Source organism: Mucilaginibacter aquatilis (genome assembly GCF_009755275.1).
Classification (GTDB): Bacteria; Bacteroidota; Bacteroidia; order Sphingobacteriales; family Sphingobacteriaceae; genus Mucilaginibacter; species Mucilaginibacter aquatilis.
On the sequence record NZ_WQLA01000007.1, the window covers coordinates 172,091 to 198,305 of the forward strand.

Annotated in this window: 25 protein-coding genes; 5 read left to right on the plus strand and 20 right to left on the minus strand. The window is 40.5% G+C overall.

Features of this window, described 5'->3' with window-relative positions; translation table 11 throughout:
• Position 1 precedes the first annotated feature (1 nt).
• From GO816_RS16705 to GO816_RS16775, 15 genes are read right to left on the minus strand one after another with little or no spacing between them, the layout of a single operon-like run.
• Positions 2-1,096, minus strand: coding sequence for a glycosyltransferase family 4 protein (locus GO816_RS16705; protein WP_157543092.1), 1,095 nt, complete (start codon positions 1,094-1,096; stop codon positions 2-4).
• A 3-nt stretch (positions 1,097-1,099) separates the two neighbouring features.
• The gene (locus GO816_RS16710; RefSeq protein WP_157543093.1) at positions 1,100-1,651 is read right to left on the minus strand and encodes an acyltransferase; all 552 of its coding nucleotides are present in this window, start codon (positions 1,649-1,651) and stop codon (positions 1,100-1,102) included.
• Positions 1,652-1,679: 28 nt separating this feature from the next.
• Positions 1,680-2,495, minus strand: a complete 816-nt coding sequence (locus GO816_RS16715) for a glycosyltransferase family 2 protein (RefSeq protein WP_157543094.1) — start codon at positions 2,493-2,495, stop codon at positions 1,680-1,682.
• Positions 2,496-2,522: 27 nt separating this feature from the next.
• Positions 2,523-3,581 (minus strand): acyltransferase family protein, encoded by a 1,059-nt coding sequence (locus GO816_RS16720; protein WP_157543095.1) that lies wholly within the window; start codon positions 3,579-3,581, stop codon positions 2,523-2,525.
• Between the two features lie 28 nt (positions 3,582-3,609).
• The gene (locus GO816_RS16725) at positions 3,610-4,464 is read right to left on the minus strand and encodes a hypothetical protein (protein ID WP_157543096.1); all 855 of its coding nucleotides are present in this window, start codon (positions 4,462-4,464) and stop codon (positions 3,610-3,612) included.
• 10 nt (positions 4,465-4,474) lie between these two features.
• Positions 4,475-4,966, minus strand: coding sequence for an acyltransferase (locus GO816_RS16730; RefSeq protein ID WP_157543097.1), 492 nt, complete (start codon positions 4,964-4,966; stop codon positions 4,475-4,477).
• Positions 4,966-5,907, minus strand: a complete 942-nt coding sequence (locus GO816_RS16735; protein ID WP_157543098.1) for a DUF6625 family protein — start codon at positions 5,905-5,907, stop codon at positions 4,966-4,968. The genes GO816_RS16730 and GO816_RS16735 overlap by 1 nt, the downstream gene beginning before the upstream one ends.
• Positions 5,907-6,665 (minus strand): glycosyltransferase family 2 protein, encoded by a 759-nt coding sequence (locus GO816_RS16740; protein ID WP_157543099.1) that lies wholly within the window; start codon positions 6,663-6,665, stop codon positions 5,907-5,909. The genes GO816_RS16735 and GO816_RS16740 overlap by 1 nt, the downstream gene beginning before the upstream one ends.
• Positions 6,665-7,867 carry a glycosyltransferase gene (locus tag GO816_RS18995; RefSeq protein ID WP_157543100.1) on the minus strand — a complete coding sequence of 401 codons (1,203 nt, stop codon included), beginning with the start codon at positions 7,865-7,867 and terminating at the stop codon, positions 6,665-6,667. The genes GO816_RS16740 and GO816_RS18995 overlap by 1 nt, the downstream gene beginning before the upstream one ends.
• A gap of 33 nt (positions 7,868-7,900) precedes the next feature.
• Positions 7,901-8,782, minus strand: coding sequence for a glycosyltransferase family 2 protein (locus tag GO816_RS16750; RefSeq protein ID WP_157543101.1), 882 nt, complete (start codon positions 8,780-8,782; stop codon positions 7,901-7,903).
• Positions 8,783-8,810: 28 nt separating this feature from the next.
• Positions 8,811-9,998: a glycosyltransferase family protein gene (locus tag GO816_RS16755; protein ID WP_157543102.1), complete on the minus strand. Its 1,188-nt coding sequence runs from the start codon at positions 9,996-9,998 to the stop codon at positions 8,811-8,813.
• Positions 9,999-10,006: 8 nt separating this feature from the next.
• Positions 10,007-10,864, minus strand: a complete 858-nt coding sequence (murB, locus tag GO816_RS16760; protein ID WP_157543103.1) for a UDP-N-acetylmuramate dehydrogenase — start codon at positions 10,862-10,864, stop codon at positions 10,007-10,009.
• A gap of 24 nt (positions 10,865-10,888) precedes the next feature.
• Positions 10,889-12,169: a UDP-N-acetylglucosamine 1-carboxyvinyltransferase gene (locus GO816_RS16765; RefSeq protein ID WP_157543104.1), complete on the minus strand. Its 1,281-nt coding sequence runs from the start codon at positions 12,167-12,169 to the stop codon at positions 10,889-10,891.
• A 38-nt stretch (positions 12,170-12,207) separates the two neighbouring features.
• Entirely contained in the window at positions 12,208-14,001 is a 1,794-nt protein-coding gene (locus GO816_RS16770; RefSeq protein WP_157543105.1) for an ABC transporter ATP-binding protein, read from the minus strand.
• A gap of 37 nt (positions 14,002-14,038) precedes the next feature.
• Positions 14,039-14,542 carry an ArsR family transcriptional regulator gene (locus GO816_RS16775; protein WP_198171550.1) on the minus strand — a complete coding sequence of 168 codons (504 nt, stop codon included), beginning with the start codon at positions 14,540-14,542 and terminating at the stop codon, positions 14,039-14,041.
• 357 nt (positions 14,543-14,899) lie between these two features.
• Between GO816_RS16775 and GO816_RS16780 the strand changes: the two genes are divergently transcribed.
• The 5 genes from GO816_RS16780 (at position 14,900) to GO816_RS16800 (ending at position 22,261) form a co-directional block, all read left to right on the plus strand.
• The gene (locus GO816_RS16780; protein WP_232336605.1) at positions 14,900-15,508 is read left to right on the plus strand and encodes a TetR/AcrR family transcriptional regulator; all 609 of its coding nucleotides are present in this window, start codon (positions 14,900-14,902) and stop codon (positions 15,506-15,508) included.
• A gap of 83 nt (positions 15,509-15,591) precedes the next feature.
• Positions 15,592-16,770: an efflux RND transporter periplasmic adaptor subunit gene (locus tag GO816_RS16785; RefSeq protein ID WP_157543108.1), complete on the plus strand. Its 1,179-nt coding sequence runs from the start codon at positions 15,592-15,594 to the stop codon at positions 16,768-16,770.
• A 58-nt stretch (positions 16,771-16,828) separates the two neighbouring features.
• A complete protein-coding gene (locus tag GO816_RS16790; RefSeq protein WP_157543109.1) occupies positions 16,829-19,987 on the plus strand; it encodes an efflux RND transporter permease subunit in 3,159 nt (1,052 codons plus the stop codon).
• A gap of 35 nt (positions 19,988-20,022) precedes the next feature.
• The gene (locus GO816_RS16795; RefSeq protein WP_157543110.1) at positions 20,023-21,438 is read left to right on the plus strand and encodes an efflux transporter outer membrane subunit; all 1,416 of its coding nucleotides are present in this window, start codon (positions 20,023-20,025) and stop codon (positions 21,436-21,438) included.
• Positions 21,439-21,544: 106 nt separating this feature from the next.
• Positions 21,545-22,261 carry a DoxX family protein gene (locus GO816_RS16800; RefSeq protein ID WP_157543111.1) on the plus strand — a complete coding sequence of 239 codons (717 nt, stop codon included), beginning with the start codon at positions 21,545-21,547 and terminating at the stop codon, positions 22,259-22,261.
• Between the two features lie 15 nt (positions 22,262-22,276).
• Here GO816_RS16800 and GO816_RS16805 read toward each other — a convergent pair whose 3' ends face one another.
• The 5 genes from GO816_RS16805 to GO816_RS16825 are packed head-to-tail and all read right to left on the minus strand — an operon-like array spanning position 22,277 to position 26,040.
• Positions 22,277-22,963, minus strand: a complete 687-nt coding sequence (locus tag GO816_RS16805) for a TIGR00266 family protein (RefSeq protein ID WP_157543112.1) — start codon at positions 22,961-22,963, stop codon at positions 22,277-22,279.
• Position 22,964: 1 nt separating this feature from the next.
• The gene (locus tag GO816_RS16810) at positions 22,965-23,675 is read right to left on the minus strand and encodes a TIGR00266 family protein (RefSeq protein ID WP_157543113.1); all 711 of its coding nucleotides are present in this window, start codon (positions 23,673-23,675) and stop codon (positions 22,965-22,967) included.
• A gap of 3 nt (positions 23,676-23,678) precedes the next feature.
• On the minus strand, positions 23,679-24,341 hold the full coding sequence (locus GO816_RS16815) for a TIGR00266 family protein (protein WP_157543114.1): 663 nt from the start codon (positions 24,339-24,341) through the stop codon (positions 23,679-23,681).
• Between the two features lie 19 nt (positions 24,342-24,360).
• Entirely contained in the window at positions 24,361-25,539 is a 1,179-nt protein-coding gene (locus GO816_RS16820) for a M48 family metallopeptidase (RefSeq protein WP_157543115.1), read from the minus strand.
• A gap of 42 nt (positions 25,540-25,581) precedes the next feature.
• The gene (locus GO816_RS16825) at positions 25,582-26,040 is read right to left on the minus strand and encodes a BON domain-containing protein (protein WP_157543116.1); all 459 of its coding nucleotides are present in this window, start codon (positions 26,038-26,040) and stop codon (positions 25,582-25,584) included.
• Positions 26,041-26,215 lie beyond the last annotated feature (175 nt).

Sequence of the window (26,215 nt, forward strand, 5' to 3'; positions counted from 1 at the left end):
ATTATGATTTGCTATTAGCTAAAACAAATTCAACAACCTGGTCTGATACTTTTTGCCAATTACGGTTTGCCGTATAAGCCAGAGCGTTTTTCCCAACTTCGGCAACTATTTGCGGGTTACTATAACAATGTTTTATAGCTGTTGCAAGCTCAATATAATTTCCATTTGTAAACAGGAAACCGTTTACGCCATTTGTAATCATATCTTTTTGCCCATCGCTGTTGGAAGTAATGACGCATTTGCCCGCCGCCATAGCTTGTAATAGGCTAAGGGGCTGACCTTCGGCATAACTGGGTAACACCAACACAGAGGCTTTGGCTAAATAATTAACCTCATCTTGCTGTTTAAAGCGCGGAACCACTTTCACGTTTGGCTTAAGAGTTTCGGGCCAGTCGTTTAAAACGGTTTGCTCGTCTTTACTTGTACCAATCAGTAGATAATTAATCTGCAAACCTTCTTTTTGCAGTAGTTCGGCGGCTTTAACTAAAATTTTAATGCCTTTACGTATAACCCAACTTGCATTAAACAGCACTGTAAAACCGGCATGTTCAGACACCTTAACATCAGCAATTGGCGTTACACCATTTTTAAATACATAGATGTCTTGCTCGCTACGGTTATACTTTTGTTTAACGTATTCTTTATCGTCTGTATTAATCAGTAAAAGCTTGTCAGCATGGCGTAGGCCTTTATCGCATCCGCTTAAGCGCCATATAGGGAAAAGTATCTTTGTGCGCCACTTAATAGGTTCATCATCGGCTCCGGGTACTGTGCCATTCAAGGTTGCATCCCAATACCGACGCTCAACGCCATGGCTTTCTACAAAACATGGTATACCTTTTTTTGCAAAAACACCTGCGGAAGGTTCATGAACAATGAAACTAACAGGCTTTATTTTAAGGCCTTTAAAATACTGATAGGCTTTGCGCGGAAACAAAGCCGTATGTTTCAGCGGACCTACCTGAGCAGGCCCTATATGAATAAACTGGTAACCAGCTCTTTCAAATGCATCTTTCCAAAAATATTCAACCCGGCCCATACCTGTTTCGGGCGAGATGTCTATTTGCGAAACATGAACTATGATTTTATTTTCCATAATTTAAGACCTGTAACTGATGATTTTGGCTGGAATACCTACCACTATAGCATATTCGGGCACATCTTTGGTAACAACAGCGTTTGCACCTACTACTACACCATCGGCAATTTTAACACCTGGTAAAACAACACAACCTGCTCCCAGCCAGCAGTCGGCACCAATGGTTATACCAATTTTCTCGGTATCAATGTCTTGGTCATGAATAAGGCGACTTTTATCTTTATAGGCGTGGTTGGTTGAAATAAGCTTCACGCCTTGCCCAAGCATAGTGTTATTGCCAATGCTGATTTTAGCGCGGCTTGCCCTTAAGGTAGAGTAGTCGCCTATAGACACGCGCTTACCGAATGTTATCTCACCACCATCTTCGGCTATTAATGACACATAGTTATGCAGATCAACATGCTGATTAAAGTTTATGATGCTTCTGTCATCAGCTGTTTTAAGCGTAGTGAACTTACCAATGTAGGTGTATGGATCAATCAGGTTACGATAGTTTACACCACGTAATCTGAATTTTAATAAAGCTTGTTTTACGGCAGATTTTAAAGACATGTTTAAACTGAGGCTTGTGAGATGAGCATTACACTTTTTTCCATTTACGGCTGTTGTTAACCGTTAAAATAATTTCAACAAAGTAATTATAGAGTGCTTTTGCAGAACCTAAACCTTTAGGAGCGTTCTTGATAGTAGTTAACCGCGCTCTTGATATGGTTACCAGTAAATCTTTTAAGGTTTTTGGCTCACCAAACTTAGCATGGTAGTACATCCAACTTTCGTGGTAACGGGCAAATTTTTGCGGAGATGCAATTGGACGAGGAGGATGGTAAACCCTTGCCGAACTTACAAAAGGTACTTTATTACCGGCCAATCTTACGCGCTTATTTAAATCGTTATCTTCTAAATTTGGAAATTTGTAGTTTTCATCAAAGCCCCCAATTTTATCAAAAAGTTGCTTAGCAATTGCAAAATTGCATGACCATAGGTGGCCGCCTGTTATGTTTATTGGAGCAGTGAACAGCGGATCAATTACATCATCAGAATATATCGCCCCTTCCATTACCTGAATTTCAGGGTTGGTTTGAATATGAGCAGCATAGTTATCAATAAGATTATTATCCGGCTCACAGTCATCATCCAAAAATATCAGCCACTCGTTTTGTGCCTGTTTTGCGCCGTTATTACGGTTCGCCGCAGGTCCGCATTTAGGGCCCGCTACCCATCTCACATGAGGATAGTGCTCTTCAATAAAGCTTTTAGCAATGTTACCGGTGCTATCATCGGTTACAATAATTTCGTAATTATGATTACCCGTTTGTACGCCAGGCAAGAGCTTCTCCAGGCAAATACCAAGCAGTTTGTTACGGTTACAGGTGGGAATGACTATTGAGAAATTCATGTCCGGTTATTTAATGCAAAATCAATATCAGGCTACCTTCTTCTTCAAAAAAGGTTTTTCAATGAAACGATAGCTTAAAGCTGATACTATCATGGTTACAACAATTACCAAGGCAAGCTCGGTCAGCATCATGTACTTAGCCAAGCCACCAGTCATCATTTTATTAAGCAACGTATCAATGTAAACCCTTATTGGCAAATGCCAAAGGTAAATACTGTAAGATAGCATTGATATATATACGGCAACCTGGGCTGATAATGCTTTGTTGAATATAGTTGTTTTTGCGAGCATTATTAAGGTAATAAGTGATGTCCACAGCATATTGTTTACGGGCACAATGAGCTTCTGTAAGCCGGGAAAATAATGGTGATATCTTACGTGCATAATTGCGTAAATAGCAATCAGCAGTATAAGTATTACAGGCACGGTAAGGTTTTGTCTGAGCGATACCGCCTTGTATTTTTCAAATATGATAGCTGCGATTATTCCCCAGCCAAGGCAATCAATATTAGATGATAATGACGAGTATAGCCTTTCAAGCATGTCTTTGTCATTAAAATACGTAAGCTGCACATAGCGATATGTATAGGAGTACAATATGATAACAACAGGCACTACAAATACGCTTACATTACGCTGCTTTAAATAAAAGAGAATCTCCATTATTACCGGCAGTAGCAGGTAAAAGCGCACCTCCACCAACAACGACCATGTAACAACGTTTATGTGCAAGTCATCACTTATAAATAAAACATATTTGATGATGTTCCAGAGTGAGAATGTTAAGTTTTGGTAGTTGAGTATGGCAAGTACCGCCGATGAGACTAAATAAAGGGGCACTATTCTTAGAAGCCGCTTTCTGAAAAAACTTATAGTGTATTGCTTCTTATCGGTAGTTTGAGGGTAGTAAAGCAAATACTGTCTTGAAAGTAACAAGCTGCTTAAAATAAAAAACACCTGAACGCCTAAATAACCTGTTCCAATAATCTCATTGAAACCGGGTATGGCATTAATATAAAAACCTACGTGGAACAGAACAACCAATGTCACCGCCAGTGCTCTGAAACCGTCTAATTCTTTAAGCATTATTAAAAGTAGTTATGCTTTACAGCACTTAGTTATTTAGGATGTTAAGGATAGCCTTTATTTTAATCCTCATCCGGTCTTTAAATTTAAGTTTTTTTACACCCTCCAACTTAAATGCAGCGTTTTCTTCTGCGGTTAAAAACTTAAAAAAGTATTGATGTATATAATTGCGGCTGGTTAACGGCACACCGGCCCAATGTATAAAATAAGGTTTATCGTGTTTTTCAAAACGTTCAAAAGAAGCTTCGTCTGTATAATCACCAGCCCATGTAGATGCCATTGATACAGGAGGCATGGTCACATTACTTATTTCTACATCGGCACAGTTAACCAAAATGTTTATACCAGGCTGATCTTTGTATAAGTAATTTTTATGAAATAACGTCTCGGTAAAATTAGTCTCACAAAAGCGCATTAATTCGTCTGCCTGGTAGAGCACCTTATCGCAGGCAAATTGGCCGCTGTTAAAAACCAATCTGGTCCAGGTAGTTGTTTTAGCTTTTATATACCGCAATGTTTCGTCCGTGAAAGTATGTTCGGGCGCCATCCAATGCGTGCATGAGGTAATGAAGCCGCTAAGCGGCTCAAGTGTATCTTCAGGATTTTTGAAGAAAATAACGTCGCTGTCTACAAATTGGTAATTAGGTAAGGTTAGGCATTGAATTTTGCGAAAAGCAGGCCATAGCTTATTCTTATCAATCCAGCCCGTAATTTCGGGCATTTCCCACCATGTTGCGTTCTCAGGTAATTCGAACTTATTGTCATCATACGGAATTACGTAAAGCGGCAACGTACAACCAGTAGCCCTTAAAGACCGCTCCATTGCTAAAAATCGAACTTTGGAATGCTCGTTAGCAAGCGTTACAATTCTTTCTAATATCATTGCTGTACGTTTATGCGTTTAATTCGAGTTTTTTGATAAACCTTGCAGGGTTACCCACCCATATTTCGTTAGGCGGAACACTTTTGGTAACCACGCTACCAGATCCTATAATTGAATTTTTGCCTATTGTTACGCCGGGAAGAATGCATACATTCATACCAATCCATACGTTATCGTCAATAACTACAGGTTTCGAATATTTGATATTGTCCTGATCATCGCGATGACGATCATCAGAGTTTATAACATGATTTATTGAAGAAATTCCACAATTACTTGATATTAAGCAATTTTTACCTACAGTAACCCCAAAAGCGGCGTAGATGGTTGTATAAGGTGCTATGAGGGAATTGTCGCCAATTGCAAAGTTTTGCGGGTAAATTACCTGGCAGGTAGCATCAACCGAAACGTTAGTTCCACAACGCTTAAAGTCTCCTTTTATCCGCTCACTTTTCAACTTTAAAAACCAGCGTTCTACCCTGAATACGATTTTTTTAATCATTAGATTTTTAAGCGTTTGTCTATCTTCCTTAAATTGATGTTTACTTTGTTGCGGCAGGCGTTAACAAAATTTGCTGATAAGAGCATATTCACCTTGGAGGGAAATTTCTTAAAAGTTCCTAAACTATTGATGTAATACGGCGGCTTAAGCTGTGTATTTATATAAAAATAGTAGGTGGCTTTAAAATATATGAAGTGGACCAGTAAATACTCTTCGCCTCTGTACAAAATTTGATTTTGATTTACCGTCACCGGCTCTTCGCCTTGCGGCTCAAGCAATGTATCTTCAAAATGACATCGTAAACCCAATTTACGCTCATCAAATACAAGCTCGGTAAAGCTTTGTATATTGGTGTTTAAATCTTTAATGTTTGCGCCGTCTTTTAATTGCTTAAAAAAGCTACCTCCGCATTCGTCAAAACCCGTATACTCAATTTCCTGAAAGCTTTTTTGCCAATCGCGGCTTTTCATGAAAAGTTTATTGCAGCGCTCTGTGTTTCTGAGCAAAAAGAATGAGCCTGAAACGTATTCCTTTATGCCACTGTAAAAATCTATACTGTTAAGTAACTCCGTGCTAATGAACTTACTAAAGTTGCCCAAAATAAGATCGGTATCTACAGATCCCCAGAAATCATAACCTGTTAAATACTCCTCAAAAATGTAACCGTATGTCGGTTTAAGATCGCAAAACTTATAAGGTTTATTGAAAGCTACCTTTATACCTAACTTACTATTGAAAAGCTCTTGTATTTGCGCGTAGGGCTTAAGTATAATCTTAACATTTGCCGGTAAGGCCATTGCAGGCTGCTGTTCGGCAAACATGATAAGATCAATCGGAAGATTTTTGACAGAATCAAAAAACAGGCTGAAGTACGCCGGAAACTTTCCGTAATAAGGAATAACGAAAGCAACTTTGGGTTGTACTGAACTGGTTGTATTCATTACTTACCTTTAATTTTAAACAACAGCTTTTTAAGCAACTGATGTGGTTTGGAAAGCTGGTAATATCGCAACTCATTATTGCGCTCAATTTGAGGAAGTAAAAATGGGTAATGCTGCCTTATTGCATCAATTCCCTCATGTCCTGAATCGGTAGTGCTCGACACACCGGTTTTGTCAAAATAGCTTATAATGAGAGGAATCTTTTCAAACTGAGCATGATGCTCAATTAACGACTGAACCAGAAAAAACCAGTCTGACGCTACCTTGTATTCCTCCTTATAGCCCCCTAACTTATTAAGCAAAGTGGTTTTAATAAAAGTTGCCTGGTGGGGTAAATTGGTATAGGTAAGTTTAAACAAGTCCATATCGGGCTCGTGCACAGGCGTTGTAACCGAGCCATTACCAAAAATGAAATATACATCACCGTATATTATTTCTTTACCGTTTAAGTAAGCTGATGCCTTTTGCAATATATCAGGAGCTACTAAGTAATCGCCTGAATTCATGAATATGCAGTAATCACCTTTGGCAACTGCTATACCCTTGTTCATAGCATTCCAAATACCCTTATCCTTCTCGCTTACCCAATAAGTAAGGCCTGATTCATATTTTTTAATAACATCAACACTTTCATCGGTCGATCCGCCATCAATAACAATGTATTCATAATCGTTAAAAGTTTGGCTGGTTACCGATTGCATAGTTTTTTGCAAGCCGGCAGCGTTATTAAAATTTATAGTGATTACAGAAAGCTTCATTAACTACTTGTGCTTAACAGTGATTTATAAAGTGATATGTATTCGTTTATTTTATCGTTAATATTAAAGCGCTTAAGCGTATCAGCAATGATGGCTTCGCGGTTGAAATTTGTGCTTAGCGCTTTTTTAAGGGCTATAGCTAATGCATCAGCCGTAAAGTTGGTAGCTAAACAACCATTAAGGCCCTCAATTATTATATCCTTACTTCCTCCGTTAGGGAAACTTACTACCGGAGTTCCACAAGCAGCCGACTCAATGGTTACCTGCCCAAAAGCTTCTTCAACTGATGGCATTACAAAGTAATCAGCCGCAGAATACAGGACGCTCAATAAACGATCATCATTGATATGCCCAACCTGGTAAACATTAGCTGCTTCGGGGACCACCCCGCTTCCAAACACGCAAATACACAGGCTTGAGTTATCTATTTGTTTCAATGCTTCCAGCAGTAACCCGTAGCCTTTACGTTCATCATGTGGAATGTCTGAACCAAAAAGAAGTATAGTTTTATCTAACGGAAGATTGAAAACCTTGCGAGCAAAAACAGCATCATGTGGTCTGAAAACCTCGCTATCAATTCCGTTATGGATAACCCTTTTATTAAACCTACCTATGATATCGCTTTTATCGGCCTTTTCCTTAACCCAATTTGATATGGGGACCATGGTCAAATCAGCCCCCTTAAGAGCTTCCTTTCTTACCTTTTCGTTGGTGGTAAGCTCCGGTTCAAGCGCTTTAAACGGAAATCCCAGCTCATAATGATAACCGCCGCCGCAGGTATACAAATCGGGCATGCGCCAAACCACCGGCTTAGTATTTTTAGCAAAAAAAGATGGTTCATCAACAAGGCCTCGCACCCAGTTCAGCTGAATAATATCGGCCTCCTGGTATAACGGGCTTTGTGTAATATCATATTCAGACGTAGGCTCAGAGTAAATCATGCCAGGCTTAAGCTTGCTTTGCAAAGCAACTACCTTAGCACGGTTACGCAAATATTTTACTTTACCTGTAACTCTATCTGCTATCTTACCTAATTTACCTTTTTGCGGACCGATAAATTCATAAGTTTCGGCATTATTTTTTGTACGTTGTAAAAACAGAACTTTTGAATCGATGCCATGTTTAAGCAAACCTTTGTGTATGCGTAAACATGCTGTAGCAGCACCACCAAAATCTACGGTATTTACGTGTAATACTTTCACTTAAACTTAATTTATTGTTTGCAAAACAACCATTTAGCTTTTTAGCTGGCTCAACGCTGCTTTATAACACTTAAGCCTGTGCTTTAAAGCAATTGACTTACAGGCTATTGATTTGAGAAACATTTTTAAAGGAGCCAAATCAAAATACTGAATCGTATTATCGAAAATAAGGCTGTCTATTGCTTCTTGCCTTCTTTTTGTCAATTCACCAATTTGCTTCAAATACGCCCTTATATTTTCTCTCAGTCGAATATAATTATTAACAATTTTCAACCTCTTAGTTTTATCTACTGATCTGGAGATTGAATTAGCGGTTGCATGAATGTTAACCGTTCTATCGGCAAATGATGTTAAACGAGCTCCGTTCTTCAGCATCTTAAATATCAGGTTATACTCCTGCGATGATGTTTTGTCATTGTCCCATCCGCCAGCGGCTACAACAGCCTGCTTTTTCCATAGTACGGCACTGGTGCGGCCCAGTTGTGAGTTGATTAATCTTAACCAAACATCTTCATCTTGATGGAGTGCATTTGCATTTTTCACAACTCCATCTTCAATATAGTTGTAAGCAGTTGTTATAATATCGTCTTCATGCACAACATCAATATTCACCAGTAGCTCAAACCTGTTTGGTTTTAGCTCATCATCTGCATCTAAAAACTGTAGCCACTCGCCTTTTGCCAGTGCTAATCCGCAATTACGCGCTGCTGCCGATCCTGGCCCCAATTCATTTACTCCGATTATTTTGTCAGGGTATTGCTGTACATATTTTTCAATAACTGTCTGCGTATCATCCTTACTATTGTTATTTACCAGTATCAACTCCCAATCGCCGTATGTTTGCGCAATAACGCTATCTACAGCTCTGTGCAGGAACCCGGCAGAATTATAACATGGTATAATAACAGATATCATTTAAAACTATGCAGATTTATAAGTTATCTTATTTGACACTTGGTTTCGTTCCCTTTATTATTTTTTTGATGCCCTGTTTAAATTCTACGCGGTTATCGATTACCATGCAGGAATTTGCTAAGCTCATAAAGTCTTCTTTATGGCTATCGGCAATCACCTTTTTAAGTTTCTGAACCAAAAATGCAGATGAATAATGCTCATCAAAAACAGTTCGGAGATCATTTATATAACTATCTGTAAATTCGTTGCTGTTGAATTTTGGATAGGCATCTACAAATGTTTCGAAGCTATCAAGCTTTACCCTGTCCGAAAAATTGTATTTAATAAAAGTATCAATATTTTGAGGGGTAACTAATACCGGCACTTCCGAGTTAGAGGCAAAACCCAAAACTAGCTTACCGTATGCTACCGCTTCCCAAAAACCACGGCCAATTCCTATTACTATATCATAATAAGGTATCAGTTCTTGGGTGTTACTGGTGTGTTCGGCATCAGTAAACAGCTTTATTCCTTCAACGCCTTCAATTTGCTTTTTTATTTCTTCAGCAGCCTTAGCGTCCTCTTCATATCCTATTAGGTGGGTAACAACATTTATACCCATTTCTTTAAAGCGTTTATGCTGGTTAATGGCCGATATAAACGTTTGCAGGTATTTAAAGTTAATACGCGACACCCTAAGTATCTTCAAGCTATCAGCCTCAGCAGGATTTGCGGTGGTAAATTGTGAAACTCTTTGGTTATTAGGTTGAGGTACCTCCACCCTGTTACTAACCAAATACGAGTTTTTCACCTGTTTGCCTTTACAAAACTCCATGTTTTCGTTGGAGTAGAAGATGATATTATTAAAGAACTGGGTAAGCTTGTAATTACCCCCGCCCGCACGAACGTAAATAAATTTACATCCATAAATAAGGCAAAACCACCTCAACAATAAAGTAAGCGACTTTTGAGAGAAGGAAAATATTGCCTCAGGCCTGTACTCTTTAAAGTATTTCCAGAGTTCGTTATATTTCTCTGTAAATGATTGCGCTGGTTTTAGCAAAACGTCTGTTTCCGCATCAATAACCGTAGGATGGCTCAGTTCGTTATAATGTATAACCTGAGTACCATACTCGCGCTGTAATTCATTGCGATACGTGAGCAAGCTATAATAAGCGCCGCCTTTACCGGTATTTATACCAACAACAGAGGAAAAATAAAAAGCAACATTGCTCATATAGTAATCTATATTACCCTTTGTTCAACTTCTAAATCAACACCAAACGCGTCCTGTACCTTTGCCTTAACACTACTGATAAGTGAAAGTATATCAGAACCTTTCGCATCGGCATAGTTAATGATGAAACCGCTATGCTTTTCAGATACTTTTGCCCCGCCAACTGCAAAACCTTTAAGACCAAGTTCATCAATCATAGGACCAACAAACCTTCCGGGCGGACGCTTGAAAACGCTGCCTGCGTTTGGAAATTCGCGTGGTTGTTTTGCCCAGCGAGCCTCCTTGGTCTTGTCCATTTTGGCTTTAATCTCATCTGCGTTGCCCGTTTTCAGTTGCAACAGAGCACGACAGACAATCATTTCAGGGTTCTTTTGGAAAAAACTGTTCCGGTATTCGAAGTTTATATCGCTAACGCTGATGGTATTAAAAGTATCAGTGTTAGGGTCGTAATAATAAACCTCAATGAGCAGCGCCTTAATATCTTCGCCACCTGCACCGGCATTCATCACAACTGCGCCACCTAATGAACTGGGGATATCGTAGTAAATTTCTAAGCCGGTAAGCTCATTTGCTAAAGCAAACTCACTAAGCTCTTTCATGTCAACACCGGCCTGGCACAATACTTTATCCTCGCCCACAAGCGAGATATTGTTGTAAGTGCCTGAAAAAACTACAAAATCGGCATCATAGTAATCTTGCGAAAGAATAATGTTGTACCCGCCTCCGAGTACAATTTTCTTAGCATTCGGATCAGAAAACAACGTTCTGATATCCTCGTCACACTCGGGGAAGTAGGCATTGCGGCATACAGCACTCAAACGGTATGAGTTGTATTCCCGTAAATTAAAATTACTAAATGCTTTCATAGGTAAACAGCGGATTGACTGTGCTTATTCAACAGTGATGGTAACACCTAAGTTGCGCAACTTTTGTTCCATGTTGTTGTAACCGCGCAAGGCCATTTCAACATTGTGTATAGTTGAATTTCCCTGTGCCAATAAGCCTGCAATTACTACAGCCATACTACCACGCAAATCTGTTGATTGCGCATCTGCACCGGTTATGCCTTTTCCACCTTCAACGGTTATTGCACCGGGTGTCCAGGTAAGGGCGTTATCGTAAAATTTATTCAGTTCGCCACAATATTTTAAACGTTCCGGATAACGGTAGTCAAAAATTCGGCTTTTTCCGTTTGCATGCAGGCCTAACATAGTGTAAAACGGCTGCATGTCAGATATGATACCAGGGTGAGTACCACAGGCTAGTTCAAATGGTTGAATTTGTCCGTTAGTTAAACACTCCGGAGATACTATAACGTTTTTATCGTTCCTGTATAAATCAATACCCATGTGCTTAAGATGAATAAGCGGAATTTCCATGGTATCGAAAGGTACGTCTTCAACAGTTATACGACCACCAGATATGATGCCGTAAACAATCCAGGTAATTGCCTCAATACGATCTGGCATTACTTGAAAAATAGAGCCACGCAGATATTTTGCGCCTACTACTCGGATAAAGCTGTTACCTACCACATCAATTTTAGCACCTAATGTGCGTAAAAACTGAATAAGGCTATCAACCTCAGGGCTGATGTAAGCATTTTTAATAATGGTTTCGCCGTCAACAATAGAGGCTGAGATCAGAGCATTCTCTGTACCTCCAATAGTTGATATTGGGAAGTTAATTTCGCCAGGCTGGAAGCCGTTTGGCGCACTAACTTCAATATAGTCAGGCTTTTCAGTAACGGTTGCACCAAGCTGTTGCCATACCATCATGTGCAAATCGTAACCCCTGTCGCCAATTTTACAGCCACCAGGATATGGTATGCGTGCAATACCCGATCTTTTTATTAATCCGGCTACCAGTAAATAAGTAGTACGGATTGGGTAATTATAATCGCCCAGTTCAATGTCTTTATACTCGGCCGGGTTAACCGTAACTGATTCTAATTTTTCATCTACCGTAACCTTACCGCCACACTTTTCAATGAAATCCATTTTATAGCGCGCATCAACCAGTTCGGTAGGGAAGTTGTTGAGGGTAACAGTTTCATCGGCAATCAAAGCAGCACTAAGCAAACGTGTACTGGCATTTTTAGCCCCACTAACACGCACTTTACCCGATGGTGTTTGGCCGCCCTGTATATGTGCTTTTAAGTTGGATTTCATATTATAGAATGTTTGGTTATTGGTATGGTTAATTGAGATTAAACGTGTTGTAATGATACCATTTTTTGAAACCGCTCTGAAATGCCAAGCAACTCATTATAGTTGCCCGATGCAAGCAGTTGTCCTTTATCTAATAAGTAGATGGTATCCGCATTTTTTATAGTTGATAACCGGTGAGCTATTACAATCATTGTATACTCGCCCTGTAGCTCATCAATACTATCTTGAATAAATCTTTCTGTTTGCGAATCAAGAGCTGAGGTTGCTTCATCTAGAATCAATATATCAACCTGCTTGAACAATTCGCGGGCTATAGATATTCGTTGCTTTTGCCCACCCGACATTAATATACCATTATCGCCCAGCGTAGTATTTTCCTTATCTTCCAAGTTATCAACAAACTCCACCAGCGATACCTTCTTAATTACGCTCCAAAATCTTTCCTCGTTTTCAGGAGTGCGTGGCGCCCAAAAGGTAACGTTGTTGTAAACGTCATCAGAGAATATCACCGGTTCCTGAGAGATATAACCAATATGACCTCTGAAACTATCAAGGTTGTAATCGTAAATATTTTTTCCGTCAACCAAAAACTCACCATCGGAGGTTTTTAATAATGTGGTTATAACGTTAGCTAAAGTTGATTTACCTGATCCACTTTCGCCAATAAATGCAACGGTATGGTTTTTTGGAATAACCATGTTGATGTTACTTAAGGCAGGTTTGCTGTTGTAGCAAAAGGTCAAATTCCGGAGCTCGATACTTTTTTCAAACTTAGCGAAGCTTGTTTCAGGCTGAACTTCGCGCTCCTCATGCATAAGAACTTTTAAATCGGCAATGGTTTGCAGGCCGCCAAGGTTTTGCATAAAGCCTTGCCATGACATTTGTACCAGCACTAAACCGTTAAGTGCTCTGTAGAAAAGTAATAAGCTTAAAAGTATTGATCCTAATGAACTACCCATAAAGTTCACCTGAACAATAATAACAACGGCTACAATCAAAATAATTACAGGCTCGCGGGTGCTGGCCGTTACTGATTGCCACCTGCCTATTTTGCGGTTAAGCCTAACAACCTCGTCGATAACATCCTTCAACTTACCCGAGAAGCCCAGAAAATAGTTCGTTGCTTTTAAGTACTTAAAAGATTGTATTGCTTGTATAATAAAGCCACTGAATAAATTACCTCTTTTAGAGATTTCGATAGATGTAGCTTTAACGCTTTCAGTTATTTGCTTGTAAAGAAAATTTGAGAGTGCACCGCCTGCAATAATGAAGAATGCAAATTGCCAATTGGCTATAAAAGCCAAAACAATGTAAGCAATTAAAACAAGGATAGATTTCAACGTTCCCAAAAACTGAATCATCGCCTGTATATTTTTGCCAACCTCGGCGGTTACGGCATTTTGTATACGTCCGGCGTCAAGTTTTAAAAAGCCCTGATAGCTAAGGTTATCCAAGTCAACTATTTGCTTCATACGTAACGCAATCATATAACGCTGACGCAAATCAACCTGCTCCATGGACAGCCAATAATTTACAAGTCCTTTTACCACAAATACCAGCACCATAAATGCCAATACAGTAAATAAATTTACAGGTAAACCAACCCAACCAAAAGCATGGATTACAAAAGACATGCCTCCCATGGTATTTGTTGAGGCTGCGTTACTGCCATCATTTACAAATTGCAGCAGAGGAATAAAAAGAGCTAAACCAAGACCATCAAGCAGGCCAAGAAACACCGAAAGAACTATATTAAACAGCAACTGGTTACCCAACGTGTCATAAAAGTATCTGAAATACCCAAACGGCGAGTGTTTTAAGTTTAAAGCCATACAGCTGTTCTATAATTTAACATTTAACTAATATAAATCAGGCTTTAACGCCCGTATCAGTGTCACAATTCCATATTAACAAGTGAGGGTTGTTTTCTATGAAACTATCCGCCTCCTCATTTGATACAATCAGCGTACGCACTTTCCTTCCAATTAAACGCTCCACCTTTTCAACCTGCCCGTAAACATACATTTTGTCAAGGTTATTACCTACGAGCATCAGGTCTATTATCTTATTATCAATACCTCTTGCAAAGTCGCCTATTATATAAGCTGAGTGCAACTCCCCTACACGGCGTAATACCTTTTCAATTATTTCATCAATACCAACAAACTTTATAAGCAGGTTATAAATGTCTTTATAAACCGAATGCTTTTTGTTAGCCTGATATATCTTTTTATTACCGTCTACCGCTGATATTAATAACCCAGCATCTTCGAAGCGATTAAGTTCAACCCTTATCGCATTGCTCGACTCACCGAACTCCGTTTCCAAACCGCGCAAATAAGATTTGTTGTCGCCGTTAAGAAAAAACTTCATCAGCAACTTTAATCTTGTTTTAGATGTAATCAGCGCGTCTAGCATTGATGTTTGTACTTTGAGTAACAAAAGTACTCAAAGTAAATCAAGAAACAAATTTCTAATTGATTAAAGGTTATTTTCAGAATTTCAAATAATTGAGCAAGTTATTTAACTAGTTTAGGCGGTGCATCTTATGAAATAAAACTTACCTACCGTTTTGGTAGCGATTTTTTACGACACAGCGTTTATAACACAAAATTAGCTTAAATATAAAAGGCGGCGCTTGCTGCCATTTTGTATTTAATGTACTTTCAAGGTTAATGTCCTTTATCATCTTTTTCTCATATTTAAAAATGCGCCGTATTCTTTCCAAAAATGTTTGACATTTTTGTCAAACAAATGGGTGCAAGAGATACAGGAACCGAACAACTAATAAAGGACACTGCCAAACGTGTCTTTTTTGCCGAAGGTAAACTTCATGCTACCACGCAGGATATTGCTGACGCAGCAGGTGTCACCCGTACTTTACTGCACTACTATTTCAGGTCAAGAGATATTTTAATTGAAAAGGTATTCAGAGAAGCGATGCAGGAACTTACCGCAAGGTTTGATGCTGTAATGGGATCTGATTTTTTGTTTAAAGACAAAATTGAACGCTTAATTGAAGTTTACTTGGCCGAGGTTACTGAGTTTCCATACCAGGAGACATTTTTGGTGACTGAAATGATTCTCGATCCATCTAAATATCACGATGAAGATGAGTCAAAGAAGATCAAAAAATTTTTAAAGGATATAAAAGATGAGATGGATGCAGGGACTATTAAGAGCATGGATCCTTTGCAGTTTGCTATTAATCTTTTTTCGCTGCTTACTTACCCATTGTTGATGGCTCCGTTGCACAAACAAATGTTCGCACTTACCGATAGCCGGTATAACAAGCTGATCAAGGCACGAAAGCAAATAATTATGGATTTGCTCTTCTGATTTTTTTTATCTTGAATTTTACAAAATTGTCAAACTTAAAAGTAAATATAAACATAACAAACACTTCACAATACGTTAACACTATGCCACTTTTCAGAAAAACATCGCATCTCCTTTTAAGTATCAGCGCAAGTTTGCTGATCTTATCTTCATGCGGAAACAAACAGCAGCAGGCAAGCGCGGCAGCCGGTGGGCCACCACCTGTGCAAGCTTATCCGGCTTTTAAAATAGAGCAACAGGATGCCACCTTAAGCAACGAATACCCAGCCACATTACAAGGTCAGCAAAACATTGAAATTCGCCCTAAAATTGACGGCTACATTGAGAAAATTTACATTGATGAAGGTGCTGTTGTTAAAAAGGGCCAGCTGCTTTTCCGCATAAGCGCTCCGCAGTACCAGCAAAGTGTAAACAACGCTCAGGCGGCTATCAGCAGTGCCGAAGCCGATGTTAGCGCGGCTCAATTGCAGGTTAATAAGGTAAAACCGTTGGTTGAAAAAGATATAATCAGCCATTACGATCTGGAATCGGCACAATATACGCTGCAGGCGCGCAGAGCTGCTTTAGCGCAGGCAAAAGCTAACTTAGCAACTGCCCGCACAAACCTAGGTTATACTGCCATAACCAGTCCGGTTAATGGTGTTGCAGGTAATATTCCTCATAAGCTGGGTAGTTTGGTTAGCAGCACTACTACGGAGCCTTTAACAACAATATCAAACATTGGCAAAGTATATGCTTACTTTTCAATGAACGAAAAACAGTTGCTCGACTTCTCCCGCACTTTTGAAGGCAGTACTTTGGCTGCTAAACTCAATAAGCTTCCGGCTGTATCACTTATATTATCTGACGGCAGCAACTATCCTGAAAAAGGTAAAGTAGAAACGGTAAGCGGCTTAATTAATACCGAGACCGGTTCAGCAAGTTTCAGAGCAACATTCCCTAACCCGGTTGGACTTATTCGTAGTGGCGGTAGCGCTAAGGTTAGCATTCCGCAAAATTTAAAAAGCACCATCTTGGTTCCGCAAAAATCGACTTATGAGTTACAGGGTAAACGTTTTGTTTACGTAGTTGATGCCGCCGGCAAAGTTAAAAGCACCGAAATTAACGTAATGAGCACTACTGCCGGTCAAAATTTTGTAGTAACCTCAGGTTTAAAAGCTGGCGACACTGTGATACTTGAAGGCACATCCACCTTGCAGGATGGCACCCAGGTAAAAGCCGAAGTACAGCCTGCCGATAAGGTTTACCAGGACGTAAAATAATATTAGCTGACAAGAAGCGCTACGCTTCGCAATCTATCAACCAGCACATAAATCCATTATGTTAAAAACATTCATTGAACGGCCGGTACTCTCTACCGTTATATCGGTCATTTTAGTTATACTCGGTATTCTGGGCCTTACATCGCTGCCCATATCACAATATCCCGAAATTGCCCCGCCAACTGTACAGGTATCAGCATCGTACCAGGGCGCCAACGCCGATGTGGTTATGAACAGCGTTATTGTTCCGTTAGAGGAACAAATTAACGGTGTTGAAAACATGACCTATATGACCTCAACCGCCAGTAATGATGGTTCGGGAAAAATTACCGTATATTTTAAATTAGGCACTGACCCCGATCTGGCTGCGGTAAACGTACAGAACAGGGTATCAAAAGCTACACCTTTACTACCGGCCGAGGTTACCAAGGCCGGTGTTACTACCAGCAAGCAGCAAAGCAGTATGGTAATGGTTTTTGCTCTAACCAGCGAAAACAAATCATTTAACAGTACCTTTTTGCAAAACTACGCCAACATTAACCTGCTGCCGCAAATTAAACGTATAAACGGTGTAGGTGAGGCAACAGCCTTTGGTACGCAGGAGTATTCAATGCGTATTTGGCTTAAGCCTGACGTGATGGCTACCTACGGTTTGGTACCTGATGATATCAATGCAGCCCTGGCCGAGCAAAACGTGGAAGCAGCACCGGGTAAGGTGGGCGAAAACAGCCATCAGTCATTCCAATATGTATTGAAATACAAAGGACGGTTAAAAAAGCCTGTTGAATACGAAAACATTGTTATCCGTTCGGCTAAAAACGAGCAGATATTGCGCTTAAAAGATGTTGCCCGTATTGAGCTGGGCTCGTTAGATTATTCTACCACCTCAAGTACCAACGCATTACCATCAATTGCCATTGCGGTTTACCAATCGGCAGGATCAAATGCGCACGAGATGATCAAGGAGGTGGAAAAGACTATTGAGGCCGCTCAAAAAACTTTTCCTCCGGGTATCAAAGCCATGCCAATCTTCAGCGCAAATGAGTTCCTCGATGTGTCTATTGAAAAAGTAATTCACACGCTGATTGAAGCCTTCGTTCTGGTGTTTATTGTGGTGTTTATCTTTTTGCAGGATTTCCGTTCAACGCTTATTCCGGCCATTGCAGTGCCGGTGGCCATTGTTGGTACGTTCTTCTTTTTGCAACTGTTTGGCTTTACCATAAACCTGCTTACCCTGTTTGCGTTGGTACTGGCCATTGGGATTGTGGTGGATGACGCCATTGTAGTTGTTGAAGCCGTGCATGCAAAGTTGGGCAACGGCGCTAAAAGTGCAAAAGGTGCCACGCTCGAAGCAATGAGCGAAATCAGCGGTGCTGTAATATCAATTACATTGGTAATGGCAGCTGTATTTATACCGGTAACATTTATTACCGGATCAACAGGTGTATTTTACAAGCAGTTTGGTTTAACGCTTGCTATCTCTATTATTATATCGGCGGTGAACGCCTTAACGTTGAGTCCGGCGCTTTGTGCCTTACTGTTGAAACCTCATAATGATCATGACCATCAACCTAAGGGTTTTATGCAACGCTTTTACAGCGCATTCAATGCCGGGTTTGATAGCATGACCAACAAATATAAAAGCTCAGTTCAGTTCCTGTCGGCCAAAAAATGGTTGGCCATGCTGGGTATTGCTTTGTTTGCCGGGTTGTTTTGGTATTTGTTGAAGACAACACCAAGCGGTTTTGTGCCTAACGAAGATCAAAGCTTTATTATGGCCGATGTAAGTTTACCCCCTGCATCATCACTGGAGCGTACTGAGCAAATAGCCGATCAGGTTGCCGCCATTGCACGCAGCCTGCCCGAGGTTGAATCGGTTACCCGGATTGGTGGTACCGGTTTGCTGAGTGGCGCAGGTGGCTCATACGGTATATTGTTTATGAAGCTGAAACACTGGAGCCAGCGCGAAGGCAAAGAGCATGACGTTAATGCTGTAACCGGAAAGCTATTTGGAATGACCGCCGGCATTAAAGGTGCCAACGTAATTTTCTTTGCTCCTCCTACTCTGCAGGGTTTTGGTAACAGCAGTGGCTTTGAGTTTCAGGTGCAGGATAAAACCGGTGGCGATATTAGCAAATTTGTAGAGGTAAACGGCAAATTTTTAGGAGCGCTAAACCAGCGTCCTGAAATTCAATACGCTACTACGTTCTTCAACACTAACTTTCCGCAATACCAGGTTGATGTTAACGTAGCCAAATGTAAGGAAGCTAACGTTGGTGTAAACTCGGTATTGAGCACACTGCAAGGTTATTTTGGTGGATTGTATGCCTCAAACTTCAACGAGTTTGGTAAACAATACCGTGTAATGATACAGGCCGATGCTATTTACCGGGGCAACATTGGTAGTTTAAACAGCATTTATGTACGTACCAATAATAATGTAATGGCACCCGTTTCGGAGTTTGTTACGTTAAAACGCGTTTACGGTCCTGAGTCAATTAACCGCTTTAACCTGTTCACTTCAATATCGGTTACAGGTGCGCCTAAGCCGGGTTACAGTACGGGTGACGCTATCAAAGCCATTCAGGAAGTTGCAGCACAAACACTGCCTGCCGGTTATGGCTATGAATTTTCGGGCTTAAGCCGTGAGGAAATTTCAAGCGGTAGCCAAACAGTATTTATATTTATGCTGTGTTTAGTGTTTGTATACTTCCTGTTGAGTGCACAATACGAAAGCTACATTATACCTTTTGCGGTGTTATTATCACTGCCTGTAGGTTTAGCCGGCGCGTTCATATTTGCTAAGCTGTTTAATGTTGAAAACAACATTTACCTTCAAATTACGCTCATTATGCTTATTGGTTTATTAGCCAAAAATGCCATTTTGATTGTAGAATTTGCCGCCATGCGTCGTAAAGGTGGTATGAGCATCGTTCAAGCCGCAATTGATGGTGCTGTAGCCCGTTTGCGCCCAATTTTAATGACATCCTTTGCTTTTATTTTGGGCTTGGTGCCATTAATGCTGGCAAGCGGTGCCGGTGCCGAAGGTAACCGTTCAATTGGTACAGGTGCTGTTGGGGGTATGTTAATCGGTACTATTTTCGGGGTATTTGTTATTCCGGTACTGTTCATCATATTCCAAAATTTACAGGAGCGCATTGGTAAAAAGCCGGAACCGGCTGATGACCAAAACCAAACTTTGGCTCAAGCTCATTAACCTTATTCATTTACCATTTTTGAAACATCATTAAAATGATTAACAAATATAAAACGCACACCTTATTGGCACTGGCAGCAGTGTTAAGCATTTCGGCGTGTGTTACTAAAAAGTATCAGGCACCCGGCCTAGATGTTAAAGGGAGCGTTTACCGCGATACCAGCATAACCGATACAGCATCTATAGCCAACCTGCCTTATAAGCAACTATTCAATGATACCGTTCTTCAAAACCTTATAAACGAAGGTTTACAGGAAAACTATGATTTAAAAACAGCCGTGCAGCGTATAAACGAAGCCAGTGCAACTTTGCGCCAAAGTAAGGCCGCTTTTTTGCCAAGTCTTAGTGGTGTAGCGCAGGCAACACGTAACAAACAATCATTAGCGGCATTAAACTTTCCGCCCGAGTTTGTTGGTGCCTTTCCATTGGTAACTACTATTTCGCAGTTGGGATTAAGCACCAGCTGGGAAGCTGATATTTGGGGTAAACTAAGCAGCGCCAAACGCTCAGCATTGGCTGGCTTATTACAAAGTGATGCTGCTAAGCGCGCTGTTCAAACTCAGTTGATTGCCAACATTGCCAATAGTTATTACAACTTACTGGCCTTAGATCAACAGTTGCGCATTACCGAACAAACGCTTAAAAACCGTGTAGCCGACGTTGAAACCATGAAAGCACTTAAAGAAAGTGCAGTTGTTACAGGCGCAGCCGTTGTACAGAGTGAAGCTAACCGTTATGCGGCAGAGGTAACCATCCCCGATTTGAAACGCAGCATACGTGAGGCCGAAAATGCGTTGAGCATATTGCTTGCACGCAGTCCTGGTGCAATTAAACGCAGTTCATTAGATGAGCAAAAGCCTTATCATGATTTACAGGTGGGTGTGGCTTCGCAATTACTTAAAAACCGCCCGGATGTGCAACAGGCCGAATTAGGTTTCAGAATGGCGTTTGAAAATACCAACCTTGCGCGTACCTACTTTTATCCGCAGTTGACCATTACAGGACAAGGTGGCGTTTCTACATTAAGAATCAGGAACCTTTTTGATAATTCCATTTTTTATAGTGTAATTGGCGGTTTAACGCAACCTATATTTAGCCGCGGCGAAAACAAAGCACGCTTGCGTACCGCACAGGCACGCCAGCAATCGGCCTACTACACTTTCCAGCAGTCATTACTTACTGCCGGTGGCGAGGTGTCGAACGCTTTATATGCTTACCAGGCCGCAGTTGACAAACAAGGCAGTCGCGCTAATCAGCTTAAAGCATTAGAAAAAGCGGTTGACTATACTAAAGAGCTACTTCGCTATAGTTCATCTACAAACTATACCGATGTATTAACCTCTGAACAAAGTCTTTTAACTGCTAAGCTTAGCAGCGTGAACGACAGATTACAGGAGCTGCAGGCTATTGTAAACTTGTATCAGGCACTTGGTGGCGGCTGGAAACAGTAAGTTACCAACGATTAAATAAATTCAGCAAAGCCTTCCGAAATAAACGGAAGGCTTTTGTTTTTTCAAAACTTTGTGATTAGCTTTGCATTACAAAGTACTTTTAAAAATGAATATCCAATCTAAACTTGACAACCTGTTTTCTAAGGCAAAGGCAAACATTTGGCTGCAATATTTTTCGGTTTTTAACAGGGTTTCATTAGCAGCAGGCTTCATACTTGCAGGTTGGCCCAAAATAACTGGTGAACGTTTTACAAACCTGCATAACAACCAACCAATGGGCCACTATCTTGAAGCGCTATTCCATACCGGGTATTATTATACGTTTATAGGCATCTTACAAATACTGGCCGGAATTTTATTGCTTATACCTCGTACAGTTGTACTAGGCGCACTTTTGTATTTGCCTATAATACTCAACATCTTTATACTGTCACTGTCGGTAAGATTTGAGGGCTCACTACTATCTGCCCCCCTTATGATACTGGCCAATTTATATTTGTTATGCTGGAACTACGATAAGCTGAAATTTATCCTCCCATTTAAAGCCTTAGCGCCAACGGTAGCTCCCCTACCTACTGATAAACGCTTTCCGTTTAAGTTTTTTGCCGGCTGCTTTGCACTTATAGTGGCTGTGCTATTTACTATAACACACTCTTTTTCTATAATGCCCCGTAACACGTTAAAAGATTGCAAAAGCCAATGCTACAGACGGGAATCACCGAAGGGCTGCCTGGTATTTTGTGAGTGTATACATGAAAAAGGCCAACCACTTAATAAAGCGTTGGCCAATTATAAAAAAGCTGTACAAGCAGAGAAACGCTAACTTAATATGTTAACATTAGTTATTTGACTTTACAGGCCTGAATGGATTTACCCATGATATGAATGGTGATATTTTACGCGTTTGTATCCAAACACGGCCTTTACCTTTAAAACGGCACACCAAACCTTCGCCCGAGAAGAATAACGATTTATAGCCACCTATTCTGGCTATTTCATACGCAAGTCCATCTGTAAAAGCTACAATATGACCGGTATCAATCACATAACCTTCTTCAACATCAATAGGTATAATGCCGCCGTATGAGTTGAACCATAAATCGCCTGTACCCGAACATTTGATGAGGAAAAAGCTTTCGCCCGAAAAGAAACCCTTTGTAAAACCCTGCCATTTGCTTTCAACCGTAATATTATAGGCTGAGGCTAAAAAAGCGGTATTTTGGAGGTAAATGGTCTCGTTTTGTAAATAAATATGTTCAACATCACCCGGACAGGCAGGCGCTATCTGAATCTCCGCATCACCGTTGTTTGCAGTAAATTCATTTATAAATATAGATTCTCCGCTTAAAAAACGAGCGAAGCCGCCCTTTAGCTTGGTCTTCATTTCCAGGTTGGTGTCCATAGCAGCCATTGCCGCTGCTTCAACCTTTAATTTATGCCCTGATGGAACGGTAACTGAAAGAAAGCCATAATCGGGCTTGCATTCCATCCTGAAATCAAATCCTTTTTTTTCTGTTAATTCCATACTATCTTGGCTTTAATCTTGGACCTAAACTATATCCAAATGATGATGTATTGTGTGATTGTATCCAAACGGTGCCTTTGCCTCTGAATTTGCAAACAAAGCCTTCGCCACCCAAAAATGAGCTCACCCAGCTTTTACCTGCCTTTGTAAGTGAAAAGTTTAAACTTTCATCAAATGCAACAATATGGCCGGTGTCAACTATATATTCGCCATCAATATCTATAGGATAAATAGCTCCGAATGAATTTATAATTATGGTTCCTTTTCCGCGCACGTCAAGCCAAAACAAGCCTTCTTTTGATATCAACGATTTGAAACCCTGCCAGTTCATATCAATTTCAATACCCGGAGTACTGGCCACGTAGGAGCCACCCTGTACAATTAAGCCTTCGCCGTTAAGTTCTTTAACAAGCATATCGCCGGCATGCACAGCGCCAAGCCATACAGTTCCGCCCTGTTTACCTGCGGTGTAATGATTAAGAAAAAAGTTTTCGCCGCCAAGCATGCGTTTTATACCCTTCATAATACTACCCGACCCTTTCTTATGAGTTGTGGTAGCCATTGTTATATCTGGGCTCATCGCTATCATGGCTCCCCCTTCTGCAGTAAATTCCTGCCCCGGGTTGAGCTTTACTTCGGCCGCTGATGAACCCGGTTGCAATTGAAGATTTACATCAAGCGTATTGCCGTTTGTTGTGAAGTACTGTTCCATAGGTTATCTTAAATGCCTGTTAATCCACGATGCCAGGCCGGCAAGGTTTCGGGTTTGCATATAAATTTTTCCGTTTCCTTCAACGCGGGTTACGAAACCCTCGCCCCCAAAAATGCTGCTGAATATGCCGCCGGCAAGCTGAGGTTTAAGTTTCATATTTGGACCATATCCAACCAGATGTCCTGAATCTACAATGTATTCGCCGTTTATCTCGCGCTCAATTATACCACCATAGGCTCCAAAAATCACCCTTCCGGTGCCCGATACTACCAGTTTAAATAAACCTTCGCCACCAATAAATGAGCCCAAACCTGCCCATCTTAAACCAAGCTTAACCCCGGGCTCAGATGCTATATAGGCACCTTGCTGCAGGCAATAACTTTCGCCGTTAAGCTCCTTTATCTCAATATCGCCAGGCGTGGGCTGGGTTAAATGTATGGTAAGTGGCTGGTTAGTTGGATTGCTGAAATAGTTTATAAACATGCTTTCCTTACCAAAAAACTTACGGGCAAGTCCACCAAAAAAACCACCGTTTAAAGCGGCTTTCATATCCAAATCAGCAGCCATGCTTGACATAGCGTCTGACTCGGCCACGATGGTTTCACCCGGGTCAAGCTCCACTATAACGTGGGCAAAAACAGGTTTTCCTTCAATTTTAATGTTCATGTTGAGGTTTATGATTTGCTTAGTATTTGTTGAGTAATTTCTTTTTGAAATCGGCAAACGTATCAGGAAGCGGGTTAAAACTTCCCTTTGTTTCCTTTTGCTTTTTTTTGAGATGAGCTATACGATCATCAGTATTTGGGTGAGTTGATAAAAATGACAGATCGACATTTTTGTTTACCAACGTGTCCATTTTTGATTGATTATCTTTTTTAAGTGTTTCAAAAAAGCTGATTAAGCCCTTAGGGTTAATACGGGCTTTTACCAGGTAATCCCAACCTGTCTCATCAGCCTCGTTCTCAAAAGTGCGGCTGTTAGATAACGAAGCTAAATCGCCGCCAAAAGAGGCAAATGTACCTGCAAGTGCGCTAACATCGCCCAGGGTTGCGGCAAGTATGGTATAAATACCCACATTATTAATTATCCCCCTTATATGATGACGGCGGGTAACATGTGCCAGCTCGTGCCCGAGTACGCCCATCACTTCTTCCCATGATTTGGCATTATCAATTAAGCCGCTTTGTATAATTACTTTACCCCCAGGCAGTGCAAATGCATTAATGGACGGATCCTTAACAAAGTATAATGAAACAGGATAGCCTTCTTTTTCAACCTGCTTAAATAATGGCGCACCTACACGCATGAATTCCTTTTTAAGCGAATCATTCTGAATAAACTTGTATTGCAGCGATAGCGCATTAAAAAGTTTGTCGCCGGCAGCTCTTTCCCATGATGCAGGGACTCTTGATGCTAAGCCTTCTACCATTTTATCTTTAAGCAAATACAAAGCGCCAATTAAGCCCAACAGCAATACAACAACTAGTAAACTGCCTGTAATCAAGCTACCAAGGGTTTTGCGGGCCTCATTTATTTGTGGGCTAAACTGGCTGTCACTCTGTAACACCGGATCTTTTAGTATAGCCTTATCAGAGGTATAAATTGAAATTTGACTTTGGCTTTCGTTTTTAAGGAATATAAAACGGTTGCCCGCACCGCCTGCACTTATGTTTAATGCCGACAAGGGTATTTTATAAGTAAATGCATCAGACGAGAATACGGCCGCTAATGTGTCTATATGCAGTGAGCCTGAACATCTTCCGCCAGGGACATCAGGATGTATAATTATAGCCTGGTAATTGCGCAATGGATATATGATATGATTTAATGGTTGTAAGATAGAAGTACTTTGCGAAATATTCAACCAGCGATAAAATTATAAGTAAAACACAAAATGTTAGTAAGGTTACCTTGGTACCACAACTGCATTTTCTAAACCTGCGGGTTTCAACATAGCCAGGGCGGGTAAAAGTTTATTTAAATCCTCTTTTGTAGCTGCTCCCTTTAAGCTAACTTTTCCATTAATTACGCTTGCCCAAACCTGCGGGTACCGGCTCAAAACACTATCGACACTTTGCTTCATGGGCAAATCGTTTGTAAGTGTTACCGGACCTATTGCAATAGATTCATTAACGCCTTTTATAACGTGTATTGATTTTACCGTTTGCAACACAATCTGCTTTGATTTATATGACGGGCAAACACCTGTTAGCGTAACAACTTTATCTTTAACCGCGTAATTCACACCCATAAAAGCCACCTCAGTTTGTGCTTTTACGGCTATATCGGCTTTTATATTACTATCAGTAGTGCACGCTGTTAAACTCAAAGCTACAGCTGCCATTATTGCCAATAATACTTTCATTTGTTGTTACTGTATAACTAATGAACCATCATTTTAAAAAAAAGTTAGATAGTTGTTTTAATTAAAAAAATGCCGTGCTGCCTCAATACATCAGCATTTAAATCCATTATACAATTTGACGTACTAAACTTCACGAAACAATACGTATCTAACTATGCATTAATATTATATTTTT